This window comes from Brevibacterium sp. W7.2 (assembly GCF_018137945.1).
Lineage (GTDB): Bacteria > Actinomycetota > Actinomycetes > Actinomycetales > Brevibacteriaceae > Brevibacterium > Brevibacterium sanguinis.
Genome location: NZ_CP073089.1, coordinates 1,008,953 through 1,029,029 on the forward strand (window position 1 = coordinate 1,008,953; position 20,077 = coordinate 1,029,029).

At 68.8% G+C, this 20,077-nt stretch carries 14 protein-coding genes; 7 read left to right on the top strand and 7 right to left on the bottom strand.

Annotation, left to right across the window (positions count from 1 at the left end; genetic code table 11):
* Positions 1-149: 149 nt before the first annotated feature.
* Entirely contained in the window at positions 150-2,744 is a 2,595-nt protein-coding gene (locus J9315_RS04395) for a 5'-nucleotidase C-terminal domain-containing protein (protein WP_211978881.1), read from the top strand.
* Between the two features lie 438 nt (positions 2,745-3,182).
* Here J9315_RS04395 and J9315_RS04400 read toward each other — a convergent pair whose 3' ends face one another.
* Both J9315_RS04400 and J9315_RS04405 read right to left on the bottom strand, forming a co-directional pair.
* Positions 3,183-5,540 (bottom strand): hypothetical protein, encoded by a 2,358-nt coding sequence (locus J9315_RS04400; RefSeq protein WP_249121025.1) that lies wholly within the window; start codon positions 5,538-5,540, stop codon positions 3,183-3,185.
* Positions 5,537-8,110 carry a hypothetical protein gene (locus tag J9315_RS04405; protein WP_249121026.1) on the bottom strand — a complete coding sequence of 858 codons (2,574 nt, stop codon included), beginning with the start codon at positions 8,108-8,110 and terminating at the stop codon, positions 5,537-5,539. The genes J9315_RS04400 and J9315_RS04405 overlap by 4 nt, the downstream gene beginning before the upstream one ends.
* 267 nt (positions 8,111-8,377) lie before the next feature.
* Between J9315_RS04405 and rplM the strand changes: the two genes are divergently transcribed.
* The 3 genes from rplM (at position 8,378) to glmM (ending at position 10,892) form a co-directional block, all read left to right on the top strand.
* Complete coding sequence (gene rplM, locus J9315_RS04410; protein ID WP_137825630.1) at positions 8,378-8,821, top strand: 50S ribosomal protein L13; 444 nt, start codon at positions 8,378-8,380, stop codon at positions 8,819-8,821.
* Between the two features lie 109 nt (positions 8,822-8,930).
* The gene (gene rpsI, locus J9315_RS04415) at positions 8,931-9,359 is read left to right on the top strand and encodes a 30S ribosomal protein S9 (protein ID WP_171007042.1); all 429 of its coding nucleotides are present in this window, start codon (positions 8,931-8,933) and stop codon (positions 9,357-9,359) included.
* 180 nt (positions 9,360-9,539) lie between these two features.
* Positions 9,540-10,892 (top strand): phosphoglucosamine mutase, encoded by a 1,353-nt coding sequence (gene glmM / locus J9315_RS04420; RefSeq protein ID WP_198499405.1) that lies wholly within the window; start codon positions 9,540-9,542, stop codon positions 10,890-10,892.
* Positions 10,893-11,020: 128 nt separating this feature from the next.
* Here the strand turns inward: glmM and phnE are convergent, their stop codons facing one another.
* The 4 genes from phnE to J9315_RS04440 form a co-directional block, all read right to left on the bottom strand.
* Positions 11,021-11,878: a phosphonate ABC transporter, permease protein PhnE gene (gene phnE, locus J9315_RS04425; RefSeq protein ID WP_198499404.1), complete on the bottom strand. Its 858-nt coding sequence runs from the start codon at positions 11,876-11,878 to the stop codon at positions 11,021-11,023.
* Positions 11,879-12,673, bottom strand: a complete 795-nt coding sequence (locus J9315_RS04430; RefSeq protein ID WP_211978882.1) for an ATP-binding cassette domain-containing protein — start codon at positions 12,671-12,673, stop codon at positions 11,879-11,881.
* A 2-nt stretch (positions 12,674-12,675) separates the two neighbouring features.
* Complete coding sequence (locus tag J9315_RS04435) at positions 12,676-13,581, bottom strand: phosphate/phosphite/phosphonate ABC transporter substrate-binding protein (protein WP_198499402.1); 906 nt, start codon at positions 13,579-13,581, stop codon at positions 12,676-12,678.
* A gap of 194 nt (positions 13,582-13,775) precedes the next feature.
* Positions 13,776-14,924, bottom strand: coding sequence for a TIGR03364 family FAD-dependent oxidoreductase (locus J9315_RS04440; protein ID WP_211978883.1), 1,149 nt, complete (start codon positions 14,922-14,924; stop codon positions 13,776-13,778).
* Positions 14,925-15,113: 189 nt separating this feature from the next.
* On the opposite strand from J9315_RS04440, the gene J9315_RS04445 reads away from it, so the two are divergent.
* The 3 genes from J9315_RS04445 (at position 15,114) to J9315_RS04455 (ending at position 17,951) form a co-directional block, all read left to right on the top strand.
* Positions 15,114-15,866 carry a GntR family transcriptional regulator gene (locus J9315_RS04445; protein WP_249121027.1) on the top strand — a complete coding sequence of 251 codons (753 nt, stop codon included), beginning with the start codon at positions 15,114-15,116 and terminating at the stop codon, positions 15,864-15,866.
* Between the two features lie 22 nt (positions 15,867-15,888).
* Positions 15,889-16,578, top strand: a complete 690-nt coding sequence (locus tag J9315_RS04450; protein WP_198499399.1) for a phosphonatase-like hydrolase — start codon at positions 15,889-15,891, stop codon at positions 16,576-16,578.
* Between the two features lie 383 nt (positions 16,579-16,961).
* On the top strand, positions 16,962-17,951 hold the full coding sequence (locus J9315_RS04455; RefSeq protein WP_198499398.1) for a hypothetical protein: 990 nt from the start codon (positions 16,962-16,964) through the stop codon (positions 17,949-17,951).
* Positions 17,952-18,194: 243 nt separating this feature from the next.
* On the opposite strand, the gene J9315_RS04460 is transcribed toward J9315_RS04455, so the two are convergent.
* Positions 18,195-20,057 carry an ABC transporter ATP-binding protein gene (locus J9315_RS04460; protein WP_198499397.1) on the bottom strand — a complete coding sequence of 621 codons (1,863 nt, stop codon included), beginning with the start codon at positions 20,055-20,057 and terminating at the stop codon, positions 18,195-18,197.
* Between the last annotated feature and the right edge of the window lie 20 nt (positions 20,058-20,077).

A 20,077-nucleotide genomic window follows, 5' to 3' on the forward strand; every position in this document is an offset into this window, starting at 1 on the left:
AGGAATCCTCTTCCCAGGTGTGAGAATCCTGTGTAGATTCACGTACACGTCACTCATCGTTCGCTTCGCTGCGACACGATGATCACGCTCGTTCCTCTTCTCCTCCCGCCGCCCGGCGGCGGACGCCACGACCACAAGGATGCGAATCTATGTCGAAGCTTCTTCCCAAGGTGCTCGCCGCCGGCGCCGCCGTCTCGCTGCTGACGCTGCCCGGAACCGCGCCGGTCGCCGCGGCCGGACTCGGAGAGTCCTCAACGACCTCGACCCAGGAGCCGACCGACGACAGCGCACCGGCAGAGACCGGTGCATCGGATCCCGGTGACGCCTCGCCTGCCCCGACGACTGCCCCGACCGCCGATCCCAATGCCGCTTCGGCCGGCACGAAGGTCCAGCTCATGGGGATCACCGACTTCCACGGTCGGATCTCCGAAGCCGGAGCCCAGGTCGCCTCGGTGGTCGAAGAGGAGCGCGCGAAGTTCGCAGCCGAGGACAACGCCGCCGGTACCGCCTTCATCGCCGCCGGTGACAGCATCGGCGCCTCGACCTACGTGTCGTCCTCGCAGGAGGATTCGCCGACGATCGACGTCCTCAACGCGATCGGACTCCAGGGCTCGGCCACGGGCAACCACGAATACGACAGGGGCATCGACGACCTCACCGGCCGCGTCGTCTCGGAAGCCGACTTCCCGTACCTCGCCGCGAACGTCTACGACAAGGGCACGACCGACGTCGTCGACGGTCTCGAGGACTACACGACGCTCGACGTCGGAGGTGTGAAGATCGCCGTCATCGGGGTCGTCACCCAGGACACCACCTCACTCGTCTCCCCGGCGGGCATCGCCAACGTCGACTTCGGCGACCCGACGGACGCCGTCAACCGCGTCGTCGGTGAGATCGAGGCCCTGCCGGAGGATCAGCAGCCGGACATGACGGTCGTCGAGGCCCACCTCGGCGCCTCTGCCACCGACAGCCTCGAGGCCGCGGAGGCCTCGAACGCGGAGTTCAAGAAGCTCGTCACCGAGGCCGATGCCTCCGTCGACGCCCTGCTCACCGGTCATACGCACCTCGCATCGAACTTCAACGCCCCCGTCCCCGGCGACCCCGAGCGCACGCGGCCGGTTCTCCAGGCGGGGAACTACGGCTCCTATGTCGGGCAGATCAAGCTCGAATCCGACGGTGCGGGCAATTGGACGACATCGAGTTCGGATCTGCTGTCGACCGAGGACAAGGACTACGCCTCGCCGGTCGTCGACGAGGTGAAGCAGATCGTCGCCGACGCCGAGGAGCAGGCGAAGGGTCCGGGCTCCGTCGTCGAGGGCACGATCACCGAGGACATCACGCGCGCGTTCACCGAGGACGGTGCGGAGGACCGCGGGGCGGAGTCGACGCTCGGCAACCTCGTCGCCGACTCCCTCAAGGACGGGGTCGAGGACTCCCAGCTCGCGCCCGCGGACTTCGGCATCACCAACCCCGGCGGACTGCGCACGGATCTCAAGTGCGACGACATCTACAACAACGAGCAGCCGTGCGAGGTCACGGCCGCCGAACTCAACGCGGTGCTGCCGTTCGCCAACGACCACGGCGTCGTGACGATGAAGGGCGCCGACGTCATCGGTCTCTTCGAAGAGCAGTGGCAGCCCGACGGCGCCTCGCGCCCGTTCCTCCACCTCGGCATCTCCAAGGAGCTCGACGTCGTCTACGATTCGACCGCGGCCCGCGGCGAACGCGTGAAGTCGGTCAAGGTCAACGGTGAGGAGATCGATCCGAACCGGGACTACCGCGTCGCGACCCTGAGCTTCCTCGCCGCCGGCGGTGACAACTTCTCCTCCTTCGCGAAGGGGTCGTTCGAGCTCTCGGGCCTCACGGACTTCGAGACGTGGACGAACTACTTCCAGAAGAACTCGCCGGTGGCGCCCGACAAGTCCGAACGGCAGGCCGACGCGGCCCAGGACGTCATCAGCACCGGTGACGTCACCGCCGAGCTGACCGCCCCGGCCGACGGCATCGCCCCAGGTGCCAGCGGAGACTTCGTCCTGAAGTCGGATTCGAAGGGCGAGGTGCCCGGACCCATCGACGTCACCGTCGACGTGCCCGAGGGCTACAGCGTCGAGGCGGGGACCCCGCAGTCGGCGACGGCCAAGGCGTCTGCCGCCGAGGCGGGGGCCCAGGCCGCTGCCGCGACGATCACGCTCGACGGGATCCCGGCCGGGACGAGCGAGGTTCCGATCACCGTCACCGCACCCGAGGACGCCTCCGGTGAAGTCACCGTGACGACGACGCTGCAGGCGGGCGAGGCCGACTGGTGGGACAACAACCCGATGCCGCTGCCGCACCCGTTCGAGGCGACGGCGCAGATCGTCGGCGGGTCCGGTTCCGATGCCGGAGCCGACGCCGACGGCGGCAGTGCGGATGCTGATGGCGGCAGTGCCGATGGCTCGGATCAGGGCGGTTCGGACGCGTCGTCGAACGGCGGCAGCGCCGACAGCTCGGACCAGGGCGCCTCGGATGCGAACGGTGCGAACGCTTCCGCAGACGGTGCGAACGCCTCGTCGAACGGCGGGGGAGCGGGCTCGGGTGCCGGTTCGGACTCGGCGTCGAACGCGTCCGGCTCGAAGGATGGCGGTGACCTGCCGCGCACCGGTTTCGAGGCCCTCAATCTCGTCGCCACCGCACTTGCACTCATCGTCGCCGGCGGCGCTGCCATCGCCGTGGTGCGGCGCAGGAAGGCGAACATCAGCATCTGAGAATGAGAGCGCTCAGCCCGTGACACGAGTGCTGCGGGGGCGCGGTGAGCGCCGCTGGTTTACGCCGGGCGCCGTCGCCGCTGGCGCGACGTGAGCCGTGACCAGGACTGAGCGCAGCGCTTGGATGAGGGGCCGGGGAGTGATCTCCCCGGCCCCTCGCTGTCCTCTCGACTGACTATCTCATCCCGATTGTTGCTGTTGCCCCGACGCAGCCGCTGTACGCCGGAGTGCGTCGTTGTTCTCCGGACGTCGTCACTGGTGTCCGGACTGCTCCGCCGCAGGACGCCCCGTCGCCACAGGCAGACGCCGCTGACATCGGGACTCGTCCAGACGTCGCAGTCGTCGGGACCGTCCGGACGAGACGTGGCCGCCGGTGCCAGGATGTGATCGCCGGTGACAGGGCATTGCCGTCGTCATCATTCTGCGTTCGCGGCAGGGTCAGTTGGACGACTGACGGTCGCCGGAGGTTCCGGCGTCCTCGCGACCGGCCGGCGCTTCGGCGCCGACCGACGCACCGCGGTGCGTCGCCGACCTCGCACGAGCGTCAGCGCCATCCGACGCGTCACCGTCAGCGGAGACCCCGTCAGCGCCACCGGACGCCCCACCGAGACCCGGCGTTGCGCGCCCGGAGCCCGCGGTCGCCTCGGCGCGGGGGTGCGTCTCGAGATGGGCGAGGACGGGGACGAGGAAGAGGATGCCGACGGCGGGGACGACGATTCCGGAGTCGTTGATGAAGGTGCCGACGCCGAGGAGGATCGCGAGGCTGATCATCGCCGCGCGCAGCAGCGGGAAGCGCGCGTAGAGGTCGGTGAGTCCGTGCATCGAGAAGCGCGCGGGGGTGAGCGCGACCCAGAACACGGCGATGATGATGAGCGGCAGGATGACCGTCATCCACGACTGCGTGAGGATGTCGATGTTCATGTCGATCTTGCGCGCGAGCACCCCGAGGGCCTCACCGTTGATGAGCGAGTCGAAGAAGCGGCCGAAGTGCGTGCGCTGGGCAGCCGGGCGCAGCCAGTCGAGGAAGAGGACGAGGAGCATGACGAAGCCGGCGATGCCGACCGTGAGGCCGAGACGTTTGACCGAGAAGCGGATGCCCGCCGAGGCGAGGGCGAGGTAGGCGACGCCGATGATGAGCGTGGGCACCGACCCGAACTTAGTGCCGAGCCCCGGAGCGGCGAGCAGCACGCAGGAGAGGAGGACGGGCACGAGGACGATCGCCAGTCGCGTCAGCGGTCGTCTTGCGAGGGAGGCGAAGCCGGCGACGGCGAGCAGCAGGGCGCAGCAGTAGAGCGCGAGCGCGGAGTTGCCGATCCCGTAGAACCGGGAGGCGATGAGGAGGGGCTCGCCGAGGAGGGTCGACATCTGCAGCTGCGAGCCGGTGATGACGTCGTAGGCGAGCACGCCCACCGTGACGGCGGAGACGAAGAGGACGGGGCCGAGCTGCGAACGGCGCCACGGCCCGAGGAGGGCGAGTGCTCCGAGCACGACGGACCACCCGACGAGCGCACCGAGCATCGCGATGTCCGGGTTCGTCGCCCGCTCCCACGGGAGGACGTTGACGAGGTACGTCGACACGGGCATCGCCGCGAAGACGACGCCGAGGCGGTACGCCGTGGAGTGGACGAGCTCGCGATGGCGGCGACGGAGGAACCACGCGAGGGCGAGCAGCCCGGCCATGAGCGAGGCGACGACGGGGAAGAACCACGTCGAGATCTCGTTCTGCGTCGTCACCGCGACCTGCCGGTCGAGCACCGACTGGAAGCGCGACTCCCACGACCCGCCGGGGTTCGATGTCATCGGCGCCCCGGCGACGTTGCCCATCGTCTCCCCGCCGCTCAGCTGGACGAGCGTGGGCGCGATGTCGGGCACCTGGATGAGCCCCGGCTGCCGTGTCGACGAGGAGGTGAGGAGTCCGGGCTCGGCCCCGGGTTCGAGCATCATCGTCGCCTGCATCGAGGACCCGTCGTGGGTGCCGTCGGCGATCGAGGCGAAGATGATCGGCGAGGTGCCCTCGCCGATGCCGGCCGCCGGGTCGGCGCCGAGCCAGCCGGTCGCGGTGAGGATCGCCCCGACCCGACGGTCGAGGTCTTTGAGCGAGTAGCCGTCGGCCTCCGAATTGCCGAGGTCGACGATGGCGAGCTCGCCGGATTCCGACGCCGAGGCGGCCCGGAGGCCGATGTCGTCGGCGATCGGCTCCCACTGGCCGATGCGACCGCTCGGATCGGCCGCGGCGATCGCAGCTCCCGGACCGTAGGCGGAGATCGCCGGGACGGCTTCGGCGAGACCGCCGAGGGCGGCATCGTAGTTGTCCCCGCGTGCGACCTGCTGAAAGACGTCCCAGTCGGCGACCCAGCCGTCGAGGGGCGGTTGGGGCTTGCGGCACTGCTGCCGCGGTTCGTCGGCTGCACGGCGGCCCGATCCCACGGCGAGCCACCCGTCGACGGGGCAGCTGACGGAGCGGACGCTGCGCGGGGTCATCGTCCCGATCTGCGAGGACTGCATCATCGCCCAGAGGTTCGGAGTCGTCTGCGGGTCGAGGTCCTCGAACGTGAACCCCGAGGTGCCGATGAGGATCGGGGCGTTCTCCGCGGGGCGGGGGGCGTCGGCGCTCCGGCCGGAACCTGCCGCCTGCGCGGCGCTCGCGGTGCTCGCGGTGTGCGCGGAGTGGCCGGCACCGGCAGCCTGCCCTGTACCGACAGCCTGCCCGGCCTGCGGCAGGCCGGTGATGAGGACGAGGGCGGCCAGCGCCCCGAGGAGGACGCGCAGCAGCCACGGACGCACGGCAGCGCTCATCGGCCCGGTTCCCGGGTCGCGTCGGCGGCGGACGTGAGGAGGGCGGCGGCACCGCGTGTCGTGTCAGTGCCGTGTGGGACGGTGAGGTCATCGGCGCAGAGGGCGAGGAGGTAGGGCAGGAGGACCATGGCGCCGGTGGAGGGCACGGCGATGCCGGAGTCCGTGAGCACGAGGCCGACGGTGAGCCCGGTGACGGCGGCGAGGAAGCCGAAGTGGACGTCCTCGTCGGTGAAGACCTCGGGCAGGCGTCCCCGCCAGTGGTCGAGGAACCGCGCGGTCCGGGTCGGCCCCTGGAACCGGGGGAAGTGGAGGAGGTAGCGGAGGAAGACGAGGATCGCGATGATCGCGAGAGGGGTGACGATCGACAGCGCCGGATTCACCTGGATGATGTGGAGGTTCGCGCTGAGCTTGCGACCGACGACCTGCAGCGCCTCTCCGGTGACGAGCTGGTCGAAGAAGTTCCCGAAATGAGAGCGGCTGCCGGCCGGTCGCAGCCAGTCGAGGAACGCGATGCCGATGAGCGCCGCCAGTGACGCGACGCCGATGAGTCCGAGCCGCAGCAGCGAGAGCCGGATGCGGCTGACGAGGGCGAGGAGGACGAGGAGACCGGCGAGGGTGGCGATCGTGCCGCCGAACTTCGCTCCCCACGACGGGTTCCCGGAGACGAACACCGCAGCCAGGCCGATGACGGCAGGGACGATGAGGACGAGCCGCTGGTGGCCTGCGGCACGCAGGCGGGAGACGAGGAGGCCGAGGAAGACGAAGAGGCTCGCGATGAAGATCGCAGCGCCCTGATTGCCGAGACCGTAGTAGCGGCCGCCGACGATCGGGTTGTAGCCGAGCAGCGAATTCGCCTGCAGCCGCGACCCGGTCGCCAGGTCGACGGCGATGATGACGACGGTGAGGAGGGAGAGCGCGGCGACGCGTCCCCGCCACGTCCGACCCCACGGCGGGAGCAGGGAGAGGAGGAGCATCGCGGCGGCCCCGAGAGCCACGGAGAGGAAGAGACCGAACTGCGGGTGCGGGAACCGCGCCCACGGCAGCAGTCCCGCGAGGAACGCCCCCATGGGAATCGTCGCGAGGACGAAGGCGATCCACGCCAGCGTGCGGTGGACCCAGGCGCCGGTGGTCGGGGCCGGCGCAGCGGCGGCGAGTCCGGCACTGCCGGTGTCCGGGGCCTCCGCGGTGGGCGCTGTGATCGCGCGACCGCTCCGGTCCGGGTGACCGGTCAGGTCGGCGCGACGGGCGATGGCGCCGCGGAGGCCTGGGGCCCAGCGGTCGATGAAGATCGTGCTGAGCAGAAGCCCGCAGAGGATGACGAGGACGTAGAAGGCGATGTCGAGGAAGAGGGAGAACGTCGAGAGGTTCTCGTAGACGAACTCCGATTTCGTCGCCTCGGTCTCGAGGTCGAGGCGACGGTCCTCCGGTGACGCCGATGACGGGGTGACGTCGAGGGAGATCCCGCTCGGGGAGTCGATGCCGAGGCGCTCGAGGATGCCCGGGGCGAGGTCGGTGATCTGGAGCAGACCCTCCGTCCGCGTCGACGCCGAGGAGAGCGTGCCCGGAACGAAACCGGGTCCCGAGGCGAGGAAGGCCCGCAGCCGGGGAGAACTCGAACTGTCACCGAGACCGGCGATGATGACAGTCGGCTCCGCCTCCGACTGGGAGCGCAGCTGCTCGAGCCGATCGCCGAGGCGGCGGTCGGCCTCCTCGACGGAGGCGCGCCGGTCGTAGTCGGTGGGCACGGTGTAGGAGTAGTTGGGGATCGGGTCGAACAGCCACGAACGGGAGCCGATCGATCCGAGATCGACGAGTGCGAGGCGGCAGTTCGCCGCGATCGCGTCCTCGGTGTAATTGCCGATCTGCCCGTTCTCATCGGCGACGGCGTACGCCGCACCCGGACCCTCGGCGGCGACGCAGGCGTCGAGGCCGGCAGGCGCGCCTGCCTCACCGACGAGGCGGGAGAGCATTCCGTAGTCGACGGTGTAGCCGGTGCCCTGGTTCGGCTCCCTGACGGCGTCGAAGTCGGGAATCGTCGCAGGCACCGTCTCTCCGGGACGGGTGAGGAGACTTTCATCACCCTCAGGCCCTTCGGCGACCTCGACCTCGTCGTCGGCGGCCGGATCGGTGCTCGTCGACGGGGCGATGAGGGCAGGGCAGCGGGCAGGGTTGTCGACGTCGGGTTCGTGAGGGGGACCCGCCTCGGCGCGGGCACCGGATCCGAAGGACAGCCAGCCCGATGCCGGGCACGTCGCGGACCCGATCGTGCGGACGTTGAGGTTCGCCGCCGCCCCGGTGCGGAAGACCTCGAAGAGATTCGGAGTCCGCTCCGGATCGATGTCTCCTATGGTCAGACCCGGTATGCCGAAGACAACCGTCTTGCTTTCGGCGGCAGCGGCAGCGCTGTCACCGGAGTCGGCCGGCGCCTCGGCGGGGGGTGTCGGAGTCGACTGCGCCCACGCGGGAGATGACGCGGGGGAGACGAAGAGTGCCACGAGCCCGACGATGATCCCCAGCACCAGGAGCCGGTGGGAGGGAAGGCGGCGGGGCAGGACGGATTGAGGCGGCACAGGACAATGGTATCGGGTGCGGCATTTCCCCCTCCTGACCCCGACCTGGACGTTTGCTCACCGGGCCGCGGGGCATGTATATTTGATTGTCGTTGTGTGCGCTCGTCGTGCTCCCTTGCATAGCCTCTTGCGTTGCAGGCCCGTAGGTGGGGAAGCACTCGACGAACGGACCCGATTGAAGACAGACAGTGTTCGGACGCATCAGCCTCACGACCCGATGAGTCCGCCCAGGCACTGGCCCCATGAGATACGAAAAGAAGGCTACTTTTGCGTACGTACACCCCCAAGCCCGGCGATGTCGAGCGCCAGTGGCACGTCATCGACGCCACTGACGTTGTGCTCGGTCGTCTTGCCACCCAGGTTGCACGCCTGCTGCGCGGCAAGCACAAGACCACGTTCGCCCCGCACATCGATTCCGGTGACTTCGTCATCATCATCAACGCCGACAAGGTCGCGCTGACCGGCGCGAAGCTCGAGCAGAAGCGCGCTTACCACCACTCGGGCTACCCGGGCGGCCTCAAGAGCGTCAACTACGCCGAGCTGCTCGCGTCGAACCCCGAGCGCGCAGTCGAGAAGGCTGTCGCCGGCATGGTTCCGAAGACTCGCCTCGGACGCGCCCAGATGCGGAAACTCAAGGTCTACGCGGGCGCCGAGCACCCGCACGCCTCGCAGAACCCGCAGCCGTACGAACTCAACCAGGTCGCGCAGTAAGCGCGCTTGAGTCACAGAGATACCGAGGAGAACCGTGGCTGACACCGCCAACGCGACCGAAGTCGAAGAACTGACCGAATACACCTCCGAGACCCCCGCAGACGCCGGCCTGGGCGACCAGACCGCCGGTGGACGCGGACAGTCCCTCACCGCCCCCGGCAACGGAGTGGGCCGCCGCAAGCAGGCGATCGCCCGCGTCCGCCTCATCCCGGGCTCCGGCGAGTGGACGATCAACGGACGCACTCTCGAGGAGTACTTCCCGAACAAGCTGCACCAGCAGCTCGTCAACGAGCCATTCCGCCTGCTCGACCTCGAAGGCCGCTTCGACGTCGTCGTGCGCATCTCGGGCGGCGGACCCTCCGGACAGGCCGGTGCCGTCCGTCTGGGCATCGCTCGTTCGCTCAACCAGATCGACGCTGAGTCGAACCGCCCCGAACTGAAGAAGGCAGGCTTCCTGCGCCGCGACGCTCGCGTCAAGGAACGCAAGAAGGCCGGTCTCAAGAAGGCCCGCAAGGCTCCGCAGTTCTCGAAGCGCTGATCCGCTCGCACCGTCTGCGCATGGTCTGCCACTGATGCGCAGTCGGCGGCGCACGTGCGGCCCCGAACCCGTTCGGGGCCGCACTTCGTGCATTCACCGCCGAATGGTCACCGCGCGCTCCTCAACGCGCAGATGACCATCGACTAACATCGAAACGAACCTTGAGGAAAGGACTTGCCCATGGCCAGACTCTTCGGTACCGACGGAGTGCGCGGACTCGCCAATCGCGACATCACCGCGAAGCTCGCGCTCCAGCTCTCCGTCGCCGCCTCCCGCGTGCTCACCCGCTCCTGGGACGGCGACCGCCGCCCCTTCGCCGTGATCGGACGCGACACCCGCGTCTCGGGAGAGTTCCTCTCCGCGGCCACGAGTGCGGGCATCGCCTCGGCAGGTGTGGACGTCCTCGACGCGGGCATGCTGCCCACCCCGGGCATCGCCAGCGTCGTCAAGGACACCGGAGCGGCCTTCGGCGTCGTCATCTCCGCCTCCCACAACCCCATGCCCGACAACGGCATCAAGTTCTTCGCCGCCGGCGGCACGAAGCTCGACGATGCCGTCGAGGACGCGATCCTCGACATCCTCGACCAGGAGTGGGAGCGCCCCATCGGCTCCGACGTCGGCCGCATCTCCCGATACCCGGCCGCCGCCGACGAATACACCGAGAAGCTCGTCCGCTCGATCGCGCCCGACGGCGTGCGCCCCCTCTCGGGCCTCAAGGTCGTCGCCGACTGCGCTCACGGCGCCGCGTCGATCGTCGGTCCCGCCGCACTCCGTCAGGCCGGGGCCGAGGTCATCGTCTCCGCCGCCGAACCCGACGGCCTCAACATCAACGACGGTGTCGGGTCGACCCACCTCGAATCCCTCCAGCGCCTCGTCGTCGAGACCCAGTCCGACCTCGGCGTCGCCTTCGACGGTGACGCCGACCGCTGCCTCGCCGTCGACTCCCTCGGCCGCGTCGTCAACGGCGACCAGCTCATGGGCATCCTCGCGATCGGACTCAAGGAGCTCGGCGAACTGCGGGGGAACACGCTCGTCACCACAGTGATGTCGAACCTCGGACTGCGCCTGGCGATGGACAAGCACGGCATCAGCACGGTGCAGACGGCCGTCGGCGACCGCTACGTCCTCGAGCGGATGCTCGCCGATGACTTCGCGCTCGGCGGAGAGCAGTCCGGTCACGTCCTCATGCTCGATCACGGCACGACCGGTGACGGCGTGCAGACAGCCCTGCACCTGATGAAGCGGATGGCCGACGCGAAGCGGACCCTGGCCGATCTCGCCGCCGAGATCCCACAGCTGCCGCAGGCGCTCGTCAACGTCAAGGGCGTCGACAAGCACCGTGTCGACATCCCGGAGGTCGCCGCCGAGGTGGCCGCCGTGGAGACTGAACTCAACGGCACCGGCCGGGTGCTGCTGCGCGCCTCGGGCACCGAACCCCTCATCCGCGTCATGGTCGAGGCCGAGACCGAAGAGGTCTCCCAGGTCCAGGCCGAGCGCCTCGCCGCCGTCGTCAAGGAGCACCTCGCGCTCTGAGCGCACAATGACGACGAGGGGCCCTGCAGCAGATCTCTGCTGCAGGGCCCCTCAATCATTCACGCTGGACGGTCGCACCGCCTCGGCGGGCGACCTGTCTCAGCGATCGCCTCGGTGGGATCATCCCCTCACAGGGCGAGCTTCTTGCGCACGCCGGCGGAGAAGAGGTCGACGGCGATGATGAGCACGAGCACGATGAGGATGTAGGTGAGCATCGAGTCGAACTGGAACGACTTGATCGCCTGGTTGATGAGCAGTCCGATGCCGCCGGCCCCGACGAGGCCGAGGACGAGCGAGGACCGGACATTGACGTCGAACCGGTAGAGGAGCAGCCCGAAGAGCTGGGGGACGACCTGCGGGAACGTCGCGTTCGCGACGATCTGTCCACGGGAGGCCCCGGCGGTCTTCAGCGCCTCCGACGGCCCCGGATCGATCTCCTCGATCGCCTCCGACCACAGCTTGCCCATGACTCCCGTGTTGTGGAAGATGAGCGCGAGCACGCCGGGGAAGGGCCCGAGGCCGACCGCGGTGACGAAGACGAGCGCGAAGACGATGTCGGGCACCGCGCGGAGGAACGACATGATCGAGCGCGCGATCTGGTAGACGAACCGGTTCGGTGACGTCGTGCGCGATCCGAGCACCGCGAGCAGCGCCGAGGTGGGGATCGACAGGGTTGTGCCGAGCAGGCCGATCCACAGGGTGATGCCCGTGGCCTCGATGCCGGGCCACAGCGTGTCCTCCCAGCTGAGGTTCGGCGGGAATGCCTCGGAGAGGAAGTTGATCATCCCTTGGCGACCGTCGAGGAGGGTGACGAACGAGAAGTCCGTCTCCCGGATCGCGACGACGTGGAGGAGGACGATGACGACGATCGCCGTCGCCAGCTGCCACCCGCCGAAGCGGCGGATAGGCGGCTGGAGCGCTGAGGTCGTGTTCCTCAGCGGCACGGTCCGCAGGGTGGTGCCGCGGGTGTCGGGAATCGTCTTCATCTACTCGTCCTCCGCGATCGGGGCGGTCGTGTAGAGGGAGGTGATCGCCTCGGCGGAGACCTCCTCGGAGGTGCCCCGCAGCACGATCTCCCCGGACTGCAGGCCGATGATCGTATCGGCGAACTCCCGGGCGAGATCCGGCTGATGGAGGACGGCGGCGACGGCGAGGCCCTCGTTGTGCGCGAGATCGCGCAGCAGGGACATCACCGTGCGCGCGGCCTGCGGGTCGAGGGCGGCGACGGGTTCGTCGGCCAGCAGCACCTCGGCGCCCTGGCACAATGCCCGGGCGACTGCCACACGCTGCTGCTGACCGCCCGAGAGCGTGCCGGCCCGGTCGGTCGCCCGGTCGGCGAGACCGACGCGGTCGAGGGCGACCATGGCCTCCCGGCGGATCGCCGCCGGGAAGAGCCACGGATGGAGCGAGGCGAGGCTCGACATCCGGCCCAGCGCTCCCGCGCACACGTTGTCGAGCACCGAGCGGCGGGCGACGAGGTGGATCTTCTGGAACACCATGGCCGGGCGGCCGTGGCTGCCGCCGACCTCGATGTCCCCGCTCTGGTAGGGAGTGAGACCGGCGACGGCACGCAGCGTCGTCGACTTGCCCGAGCCGTTGGCGCCGAGGAACGCGAGCAGCTCACCGGGGGCGACGCTGAAGCTGACATCGTCGAGCACCCGCTTCGACCCGAAGGACACCGCGAGGCCGTCCACCCGGAGCAGGGGAGGCGCCGAGTCGTCGCTTCCCGCTGACCCGGCCGCCTCCTCGGCGGACGCGGGCTTCACGGTCTTCGTCGCCATGCTCACACGTCCTCTTCGGTGAGGTTCATCGTCTCCGCGAGGTCGAACAGCGGCTGGTAGGTCGACTTGTCGACCTCGATGAGCTGGCCGGCCGGGGTGACACCGAGGTAGCCGGCAACCTCTTCGAGGTCATCGGCGGGCATGTTGAGCAGGGCGTCCTTGACGGCGGCCTTGAACTCGGGGTCGGCGTCGGCGCGGACGGTCATCGGGTCGTTCGGGATGGGATCGGACTGCCAGATCTGACGGAAGTCCTCTTCGTTGAAGGTGCCCTCCTTGATCGCGGTGCCCATCGTCTGCGAGTTGATCTGCGCGGCGTCGACGGCGCCGTTGGTCAGGGCGAGCAGCGACTCGGGGTGGCCGCCGGCGTAGTTGAGGTTGATGTCGGATTCGGCGATGTTCGCCTCGGCGAGCGCGAAGCGGGGGAGGGCGTCACCCGAGGTCGAGCCCACGCTGCCGAGCGCGAGGTCCTTGCCGCGCAGGTCTTCGAGCGTCTCGATGTCGGAGTCCTTGGCGACCCAGATGCCGCCGGTGTAGGAGCTGAGCTCACCGTCGGCGGTGCCGAAGGACACGAGCGGTTCGGCGCCGGCGCGCTCGGAGGCGAAGACGTAGCCGAGCGGGCCGAACTGGCCGATGTCGAGCTTGCCGTTCTCCATGGCGAGCACCTCGGCGGAGTAGTCCTCGAGGACCTGGACCTCGACCTCGCAGTCGAGGGCCTCACCGAGGGAGGCGCCGACAGCCTGGTAGGCGGGTTCGAGCTTCTGCGGATCCTCGAACGGCTCGATGCCGAACGTGATCTTGCCGTCGGGGCACGTGGCCGATTCGGCCTCCGCGGCCGGAGTGCAGCCGGCGAGGACGACGGGGGCGAGGACGAGAGCGGCGGTGGCAAGGGCGATATGAGAGCGTTTCATGGCGATCCTTCTGGTGTGTGGTGGTTGGTGTCTGGTGATCGGTGCGTGGTGACGGGGTCGATTGCGGGCAGGACGGAGTTGTGGACAGGACTGTGGTGTGGACGGACAGGGTCTGGTCAGGACGGAGTTCGGTCAGGTCAGGTCTGTGGGCACGGGCGGGCAGGGCGCGGCAGTCTCTGCCGTGCCCTGCCTCCTCAGGCGGCGGGGCGGTCGGCGCGGCGGATGCCGGCGAGGGTGCGCTCGGCGAGTCCGAAGGCGATGGTCATCCCGATCCCGGTCGCCACGGTCGCGACCGTGGTCCGCTCATCGACGGACTCGACGATGAGCGGGCGGGACTCGCTCGAGGCGTAGACCCCCTGCCAGCGCTGGCGGATCGAGAACCCGGTGGGCTGATCGAGGACGGCGGCCGCCTCGGCGAGCAGGACCTCCGTCGTCGATTCGGGCAGGAACGGGTCGACGTTCTCCCCGTAGACGTGGGAGTCGCCGATGATGATCGTCCCGTCGGGCCGGGGTCCGAACATGACGTTCGCGCCGACCGCGAGGAGTTCGGGAGCGCTGCGGGCGACCTCGTCGCGGACCGCCTCGGCGGCGGGCATCGTGGCGAACGCGTCGTAGCGCAGCAGCGAGGTGCGGGAGAGGATCGCGGCATCGGTGCGGATGTGCTCCGGGGTCGCGGCCAGGGCCATCGACAGCGCGCATTCGACGAGGCCCGCCTCGGCGGCGAGCTCGGGGAAGAGCGCGGGCAGCTGGTGCCCCGTGCAGACGATGACGTGGTCGGCGGTGAACGTGCCCCGGTTGGTCTCGACGACGCCGTCGCCCACCCGACCGACCCGGACTCCGGTGCGGAGCTCGATCGCCGAGGCGGCCGCCAGGGTCTGCGCGATCCGCGGTGCCGCGGTGCGCGGGTCGACCCGGAGGTCGGCCGTGAGGTGGGCGCCGCCGACGGCGCCGCGCAGGCGAGCGTGCGGGTCACCGGTGACGGCGGTGGCGAGCCGTTCGGGGGTGAGGAGGTCGATGGCGCCGGGCGCCTTGGACAGTCGTGCCTGTTCGAGCACGGCCATCTGCGCGTGGGAGGTGGCGACGACGTACGCCCCGGTCTCCGCGGCCCAGAAGCCGGACTCGGCGGCCGCGGCGATCCACTGGTCGCGGCCGGCGGAGGCGAGCTCGGCGAACTCGTCGGTCTGACCGGTGATGCAGGCATGTCCGAAATTGCGCACCGAGGCACCGCGCGGGGCGGTGTCGACGTCGAGGATCGTCACCGAATGCCCCCGCCGGGCAGCGGCCCGAGCGTGGGCGAGACCGACGATGCCGGCCCCGACGACGATGATGTGAGAATGGTTCATGCCTCGAGACTGCCGTGTCGGGAACGTCTGGGACAAGCCGATTCGGGGCATGTATATATAAGTTGTTGAGCCGTTCATATACGATCCCGCAGAGTCAGAATCTGTTCACCCGGCGTTCAAACGAGATGCCGGTCGGGACGTGGGGAGTGGGTTAGGGTCGAACCTATGATGACAAGTTCTCGTTCACCTATGGAGCCGCGCACCGCGCTGCACCGGGTCATCGGCGACGAACTCCGCGCGCGGATCACCGATGGCCGCCTGCCGATCGGAGCCGCAGTCCCGAGCGAAGCCGAGCTGTGTCGTGAGTTCTCCGTCTCCCGCGGCCCGGTGCGCCAGGCGCTGTCGGCGCTGCGGGCCGAGGGGATCATCGCCGGCGGACAGGGGGCGGTCGCGCACGTCGTCGGCTCGATCCCGACGCAGTCGATGACGAGCTTCCTCTCGTTCTCCGAGTGGGCGCATTCGACGAACCGGACCCCGGGCCAGCGCACGGTCGAACTCGCCAAGCGCGCGGCGAACCAGGACGTCGCGCTCAACCTCGGCGTCCCGGTCGGAGAGCTCGTCGTCGAGATCATCCGCCTCCGCCTCCTCGACGAGGTGCCCGTCATGGTCGAGCGCACGGCGTTCACCCTCGACGCGGGACGCCACCTCTTCGACTTCGACACCGACAGCGGGTCGATCTTCGCCCACCTCAAAGCCAACGACGTCGAACTCGTCGCCGCCCGGCACACCTTCGACGCGATCGCCGCAGGCGACGTCGACGCCGAACTTCTCGACGTCCCCGTCGGTTCGCCGCTGCTGCGCGAACGGCGCATCACCTCGACCGGGTCGGGCGTGCCCGTCGAGTACTCCGACGACCACTATCTGCCCGACCAGGTCACGTTCACGATCAACAACACCGCGGGGGCGGCGAACTCCGTCGTCCGCCTCATTCCCGACACCTGACACTCACTCAAGGAGCACACCCATGACCACCATCGAACTCGCCGTCTTCGACATGGCCGGCACCACCCTCAACGAACACGGCGACGTCTACCGCGCACTGCGCCAGAGCGTCGAGGAGAACGGCGTCGAGGTCTCCGACGAGAACCTCCAGACGTGGATGGGCGCGGACAAGGTCGAGGCGATCCGCAGCCTGCTCCGCCTCGGCGGGCACGCCGGCGACGAGGCGACGGTGGCGGCCTCGTTCGACCGCTTCCGCGCGCTACTCCGCGACTTCTATGCAGCGACCCCGCCCGAGCCGCTGCCCGGCATCCCCGAGGCGCTCGCCGAACTCCGCTGCAACGGCGTCAAGGTGGCGCTGACGACGGGGTTCTCGACCGATGTCGCCGGGCCTCTGCTCGAGGGACTCGGCTGGGCGACGGGGGAGGACGGCAACCTCGACGCGGTCGTCTGCTCCGATGAGGTCGCCGCCGGGCGCCCCTACCCGTACATGATCCAGCGCGCGATGGAGCGCACCGGCACGAAGGACGTGGCCGCGGTGCTCGTCGCCGGTGACACCGTCGTCGACGTCGAGGCCGGAGCCGCCGCCGGCGCCGGTGTCGTCCTCGGGGTCGAGACCGGCAAACTCACCGCCGCCGACTTCGCGGCGCAGGACGGGGCGCAGTCCCTGCCCTCGGTCGCCGAGATCCCGCAGTACCTCGGCCTCCGCGACTGAGGGGCTCCCAACGCGCCGCAGCCCGGCCGCCGGCGCCGCAGCCCGGCCGGGCTTCCCGCGTGGGGCCGTCCGCGCCGTACCCCGCCGCCCGGTGCCTTCAGCTCCGCACACCTCCTCCCGGGTTCTTCTGCTCGTTCAACAGTTGGCGCGAATAAATGGTCCCCAAAGGCCGCTTTTTCGCGCCAACTGTTGAACGAGGGACTTCGGGTTCGGCGAAGCGCTGACATTCACGCGAAGTGTTGAGCGACAGCCTGCACCGAAGCCCACTACCAGCCCTGAAAATTGCGCGACCTGTGCACTCAAGTGACAAGTTATCCACAGATTGATCCAGAGGTATTGTCACAGTGCTGTCTTTTGATCACTCTTGATGCATGTTCATATGCATGAGCGCTGCGGAGCTGAGAACGGCAGGCCTGAGCGAGTACGACATTCTCAGAGCCGAGAAGTGCTGCCTGCGGCGCGTCCGCCGGGGAATCTACGTCGTCACCAAGTCATGTGCGGTGGATGCTCACCGGTTCGTCTCGAACGTCGCTGCGGATGACGCCACCGACCTCCCTCGCGAGACAGAAGGGCAGCTCAAGCGCAACGAAGATCTGCGCATCCTGGTCCGGTCGTACGTCGGCAAGATTCTGCCGCACGCGGTGTTCTCCCACCGCAGTGCGCTCATCATCCACGGACTCGCTGTCCCCTACATCGAGCATGAGCGTGATGTGTTCGCCGAGTCAGTCCATCAACGGTGTGGTCTGCGCAGGCCGTCGATGCAGGTGAGGCGCCGCTCGCTCGACGAGCGAGACATCGTCCGTGTCGACGGGATTCCGGTCACCTCAGTCCTCCGCACTCTGTTCGATCTCGCGCGGGACTATCCGCTCGCCCTCGCTGTCGCTGCGATCGACGACGCTCTGCATCGATCGGTCATCACCGAGGCACAGCTCCAGACCTACGTCGCCGACCATCCCGTGCGCACCCGGCAGCGACGGATCGACACAGTGATGGAGAACGTCGACGGGCGTCGCGAATCGGTGGGAGAGTCGATCACCGCAGTCCGCTTCGTGGAGTTCTCCGTTCCGGGGGTCGAACCGCAGGTCGTCATCGTCGACGAGAACGGCCGGTTCGTCGCACGCACCGACTTCGCGAACAGGCAGGCCAAGGTGGTTGCCGAGTTCGATGGCGCAGGGAAGTACCACCTCAAAGGTGTGGACCCGAAGAAGGCATTCGAGCAGGAGCGGCGCAGAGAGTACGCCCTCCGCAATCTCGGATACGAGGTATTTCGACTGACGTGGCAGGACCTCTTCGCCGCGACCCAGTTTCTCCGAATCAAAGCGGCGATCGAACGACGGACACCACCGCGGCCTGTACGCTCAACCGCAGGCTGAGTGCCGCTGCCCGTGCTCTGCTCAATCAACAGTTAACGCGAAAATGTGGTCTCCAAAGGCCACATTTTCGCGCCAACTGCTGAGCGAGGGAGTTCGGGCTCGGGGAAGCGCTGATATTCACGCGAAATGTTGAGCGACAGCGCGCCGCGCAACCTGCCCGGGCTCCCCGCTCCGCAACTCCGCACTCTTTAACTCGTCCGGGCACCCCTCGCTCTGCTAACCGCTCGGGCCCCTTCCCGGGCCTCAGCTGGCGGAGAACTGCGTCGCGTAGAGCTCCGCGTAGCGGCCGCCGCGGGAGAGCAGTTCGGAGTGCGAGCCGGATTCGACGATGCGACCGTCTTCGACGACGAGGATCGTGTCGGCCTGCCGGATCGTCGAGAGCCGGTGGGCGATGACGAGCGCGGTGCGCCCCGACATCGCCTGCGTCAGCGCCTGCTGGACGGCCGCCTCGTTCGTCGAATCGAGCGCCGAGGTGGCCTCGTCGAGCACGACGATCTCCGGGGCTGCGAGCAGCATCCGCGCGATCGTCAGGCGCTGGCGCTCGCCGCCGGAGAGGCGGTAGCCGCGTTCGCCGACGACGGTGTCGAGGCCGTCGGGCAGGCTCGCGATGACGGTGTGCAGCTGCGCCCGGTCGAGGGCGTCGGCGAGTTCCGCCTCGGTGGCATCGGGCTTCGCGAGGAGCAGGTTCGAGCGGATCGACTCGTGGAAGACGTGACCGTCCTGGGTGACGACGCCGACGGTGCGGCGCAGCGTCTCGGCGGAGAGCTCGCGGACATCGACGCCGCCGATCGTGATCGCCCCCTTCGTCACGTCGTAGAGGCGCGGCAGGAGGGAGGCGATCGTCGACTTGCCGGCCCCCGAGGACCCGACGAGGGCGACGGTGTGCCCGGCCGGGATCGTGAAGTCGAGGTCGTGGAGGACCTCCTGCCCGCCGCGGGAGTCGAGGACGGAGACGTCCTCGAGGCTCGCGAGGCTGACCTGCTGCGCGCTCGGGTACGCGAAGCTGACATCGTCGAAGCGGATGTCGAGGCCGGTCGCCGGCAGCTCCTTGGGCTGGGTCGGCTGCTTGATGAAGGGCACGAGGTCGAGGATCTCGAAGACCCGCTGGAAGCTGACGACCGCGCTCATGATGTCGAGTCGGGCGTTCGCGAGCATCGTCAGCGGCGTGTAGAGCCGGGTGAGCAGGAGCGCGAGGGTGACGACCTGACCGGCGTTGAGATTGCCGAGGACGGCCTGGGCGCCGCCGATGCCGTAGACGAGAGCGAGGGCGAGGGCGGAGACGAGGGTGAGCGAGGAGACGAACGTCGACTGGAGCATCGCGACCTTGACGCCGATGTCGCGGACCTGACCGGCGCGATCGGCGAACTCTCGGTTCTCCGTGGCCGGATTGCCGAAGAGCTTGATGAGGGTGGCGCCGCCCGCGGAGAACCGCTCGGTCATCCGCGTCGACATGTCCGCGCTGTTCTCCGCGGCCTGGAACTGCAGGGACGCGAGCTTCCCGCTGAGCAGCCTGGTGGGAATGATGAAGAGCGGGAGCAGGAGGATCGACAGGGCGGTGACCTGCCAGGAGATCGTCACCATCACGCCGACGGTGAGGATGAGCGAGACGATGTTCGACACGATCCCCGACAGGGTGTTCGAGAACGCCCGCTGCGCACCGATGACATCGGTGTTGAGGCGGGAGACGAGTGCGCCGGTGCGGGTGCGGTTGAAGAACGCGATCGGCATCGACTGCACGTGTTCGTAGACGGCCGTGCGCAGGTCGAAGATGAGGCCCTCGCCGATCTGCGAGGACAGGTAGCGGTTGGAGATGCTGATCGCGGCATCGGCGATCGCCAGGGCCCCGATGGCCACGGCGATCCACACGACCGTGGCGACGGGGCCGCCCCCGGTGATCGCATTGACGACGTCACCGGCGAGGACGGGGTTGAGCACGCCGATGATCGCCGATCCGACGGAGAGGGTGAGGAAGACGGCGAGCTTCTTCTTGTGCCGCTTGGCGAAGCCGACGATCCGCCGGTAGGTGCCCGGCTGGATCTTCGTGTCCGGGGTGCGCTTGTTCTTCACCGAGGTGTACATCAGTCGGTGGGCTGACTGCATGCTCATCGTGGCCTCATTTCCTCTTC

Excerpts from the sequence above, each read along its gene's own strand:
- J9315_RS04395 (WP_211978881.1), top strand. The coding sequence starts at position 150 with ATGTCGAAGCTTCTTCCCAAGGTGCTCGCCGCCGGCGCCGCCGTCTCG.
- J9315_RS04400 (WP_249121025.1), bottom strand. The coding sequence starts at position 5,540 with ATGAGCGCTGCCGTGCGTCCGTGGCTGCTGCGCGTCCTCCTCGGGGCG.
- glmM (WP_198499405.1), top strand. The coding sequence starts at position 9,540 with ATGGCCAGACTCTTCGGTACCGACGGAGTGCGCGGACTCGCCAATCGC.
- phnE (WP_198499404.1), bottom strand. The coding sequence starts at position 11,878 with ATGAAGACGATTCCCGACACCCGCGGCACCACCCTGCGGACCGTGCCG.
- J9315_RS04430 (WP_211978882.1), bottom strand. The coding sequence starts at position 12,673 with ATGGCGACGAAGACCGTGAAGCCCGCGTCCGCCGAGGAGGCGGCCGGG.
- J9315_RS04435 (WP_198499402.1), bottom strand. The coding sequence starts at position 13,581 with ATGAAACGCTCTCATATCGCCCTTGCCACCGCCGCTCTCGTCCTCGCC.
- J9315_RS04440 (WP_211978883.1), bottom strand. The coding sequence starts at position 14,924 with ATGAACCATTCTCACATCATCGTCGTCGGGGCCGGCATCGTCGGTCTC.
- J9315_RS04445 (WP_249121027.1), top strand. The coding sequence starts at position 15,114 with ATGGAGCCGCGCACCGCGCTGCACCGGGTCATCGGCGACGAACTCCGC.
- J9315_RS04450 (WP_198499399.1), top strand. The coding sequence starts at position 15,889 with ATGACCACCATCGAACTCGCCGTCTTCGACATGGCCGGCACCACCCTC.
- J9315_RS04455 (WP_198499398.1), top strand. The coding sequence starts at position 16,962 with ATGAGCGCTGCGGAGCTGAGAACGGCAGGCCTGAGCGAGTACGACATT.
- J9315_RS04460 (WP_198499397.1), bottom strand. The coding sequence starts at position 20,057 with ATGAGCATGCAGTCAGCCCACCGACTGATGTACACCTCGGTGAAGAAC.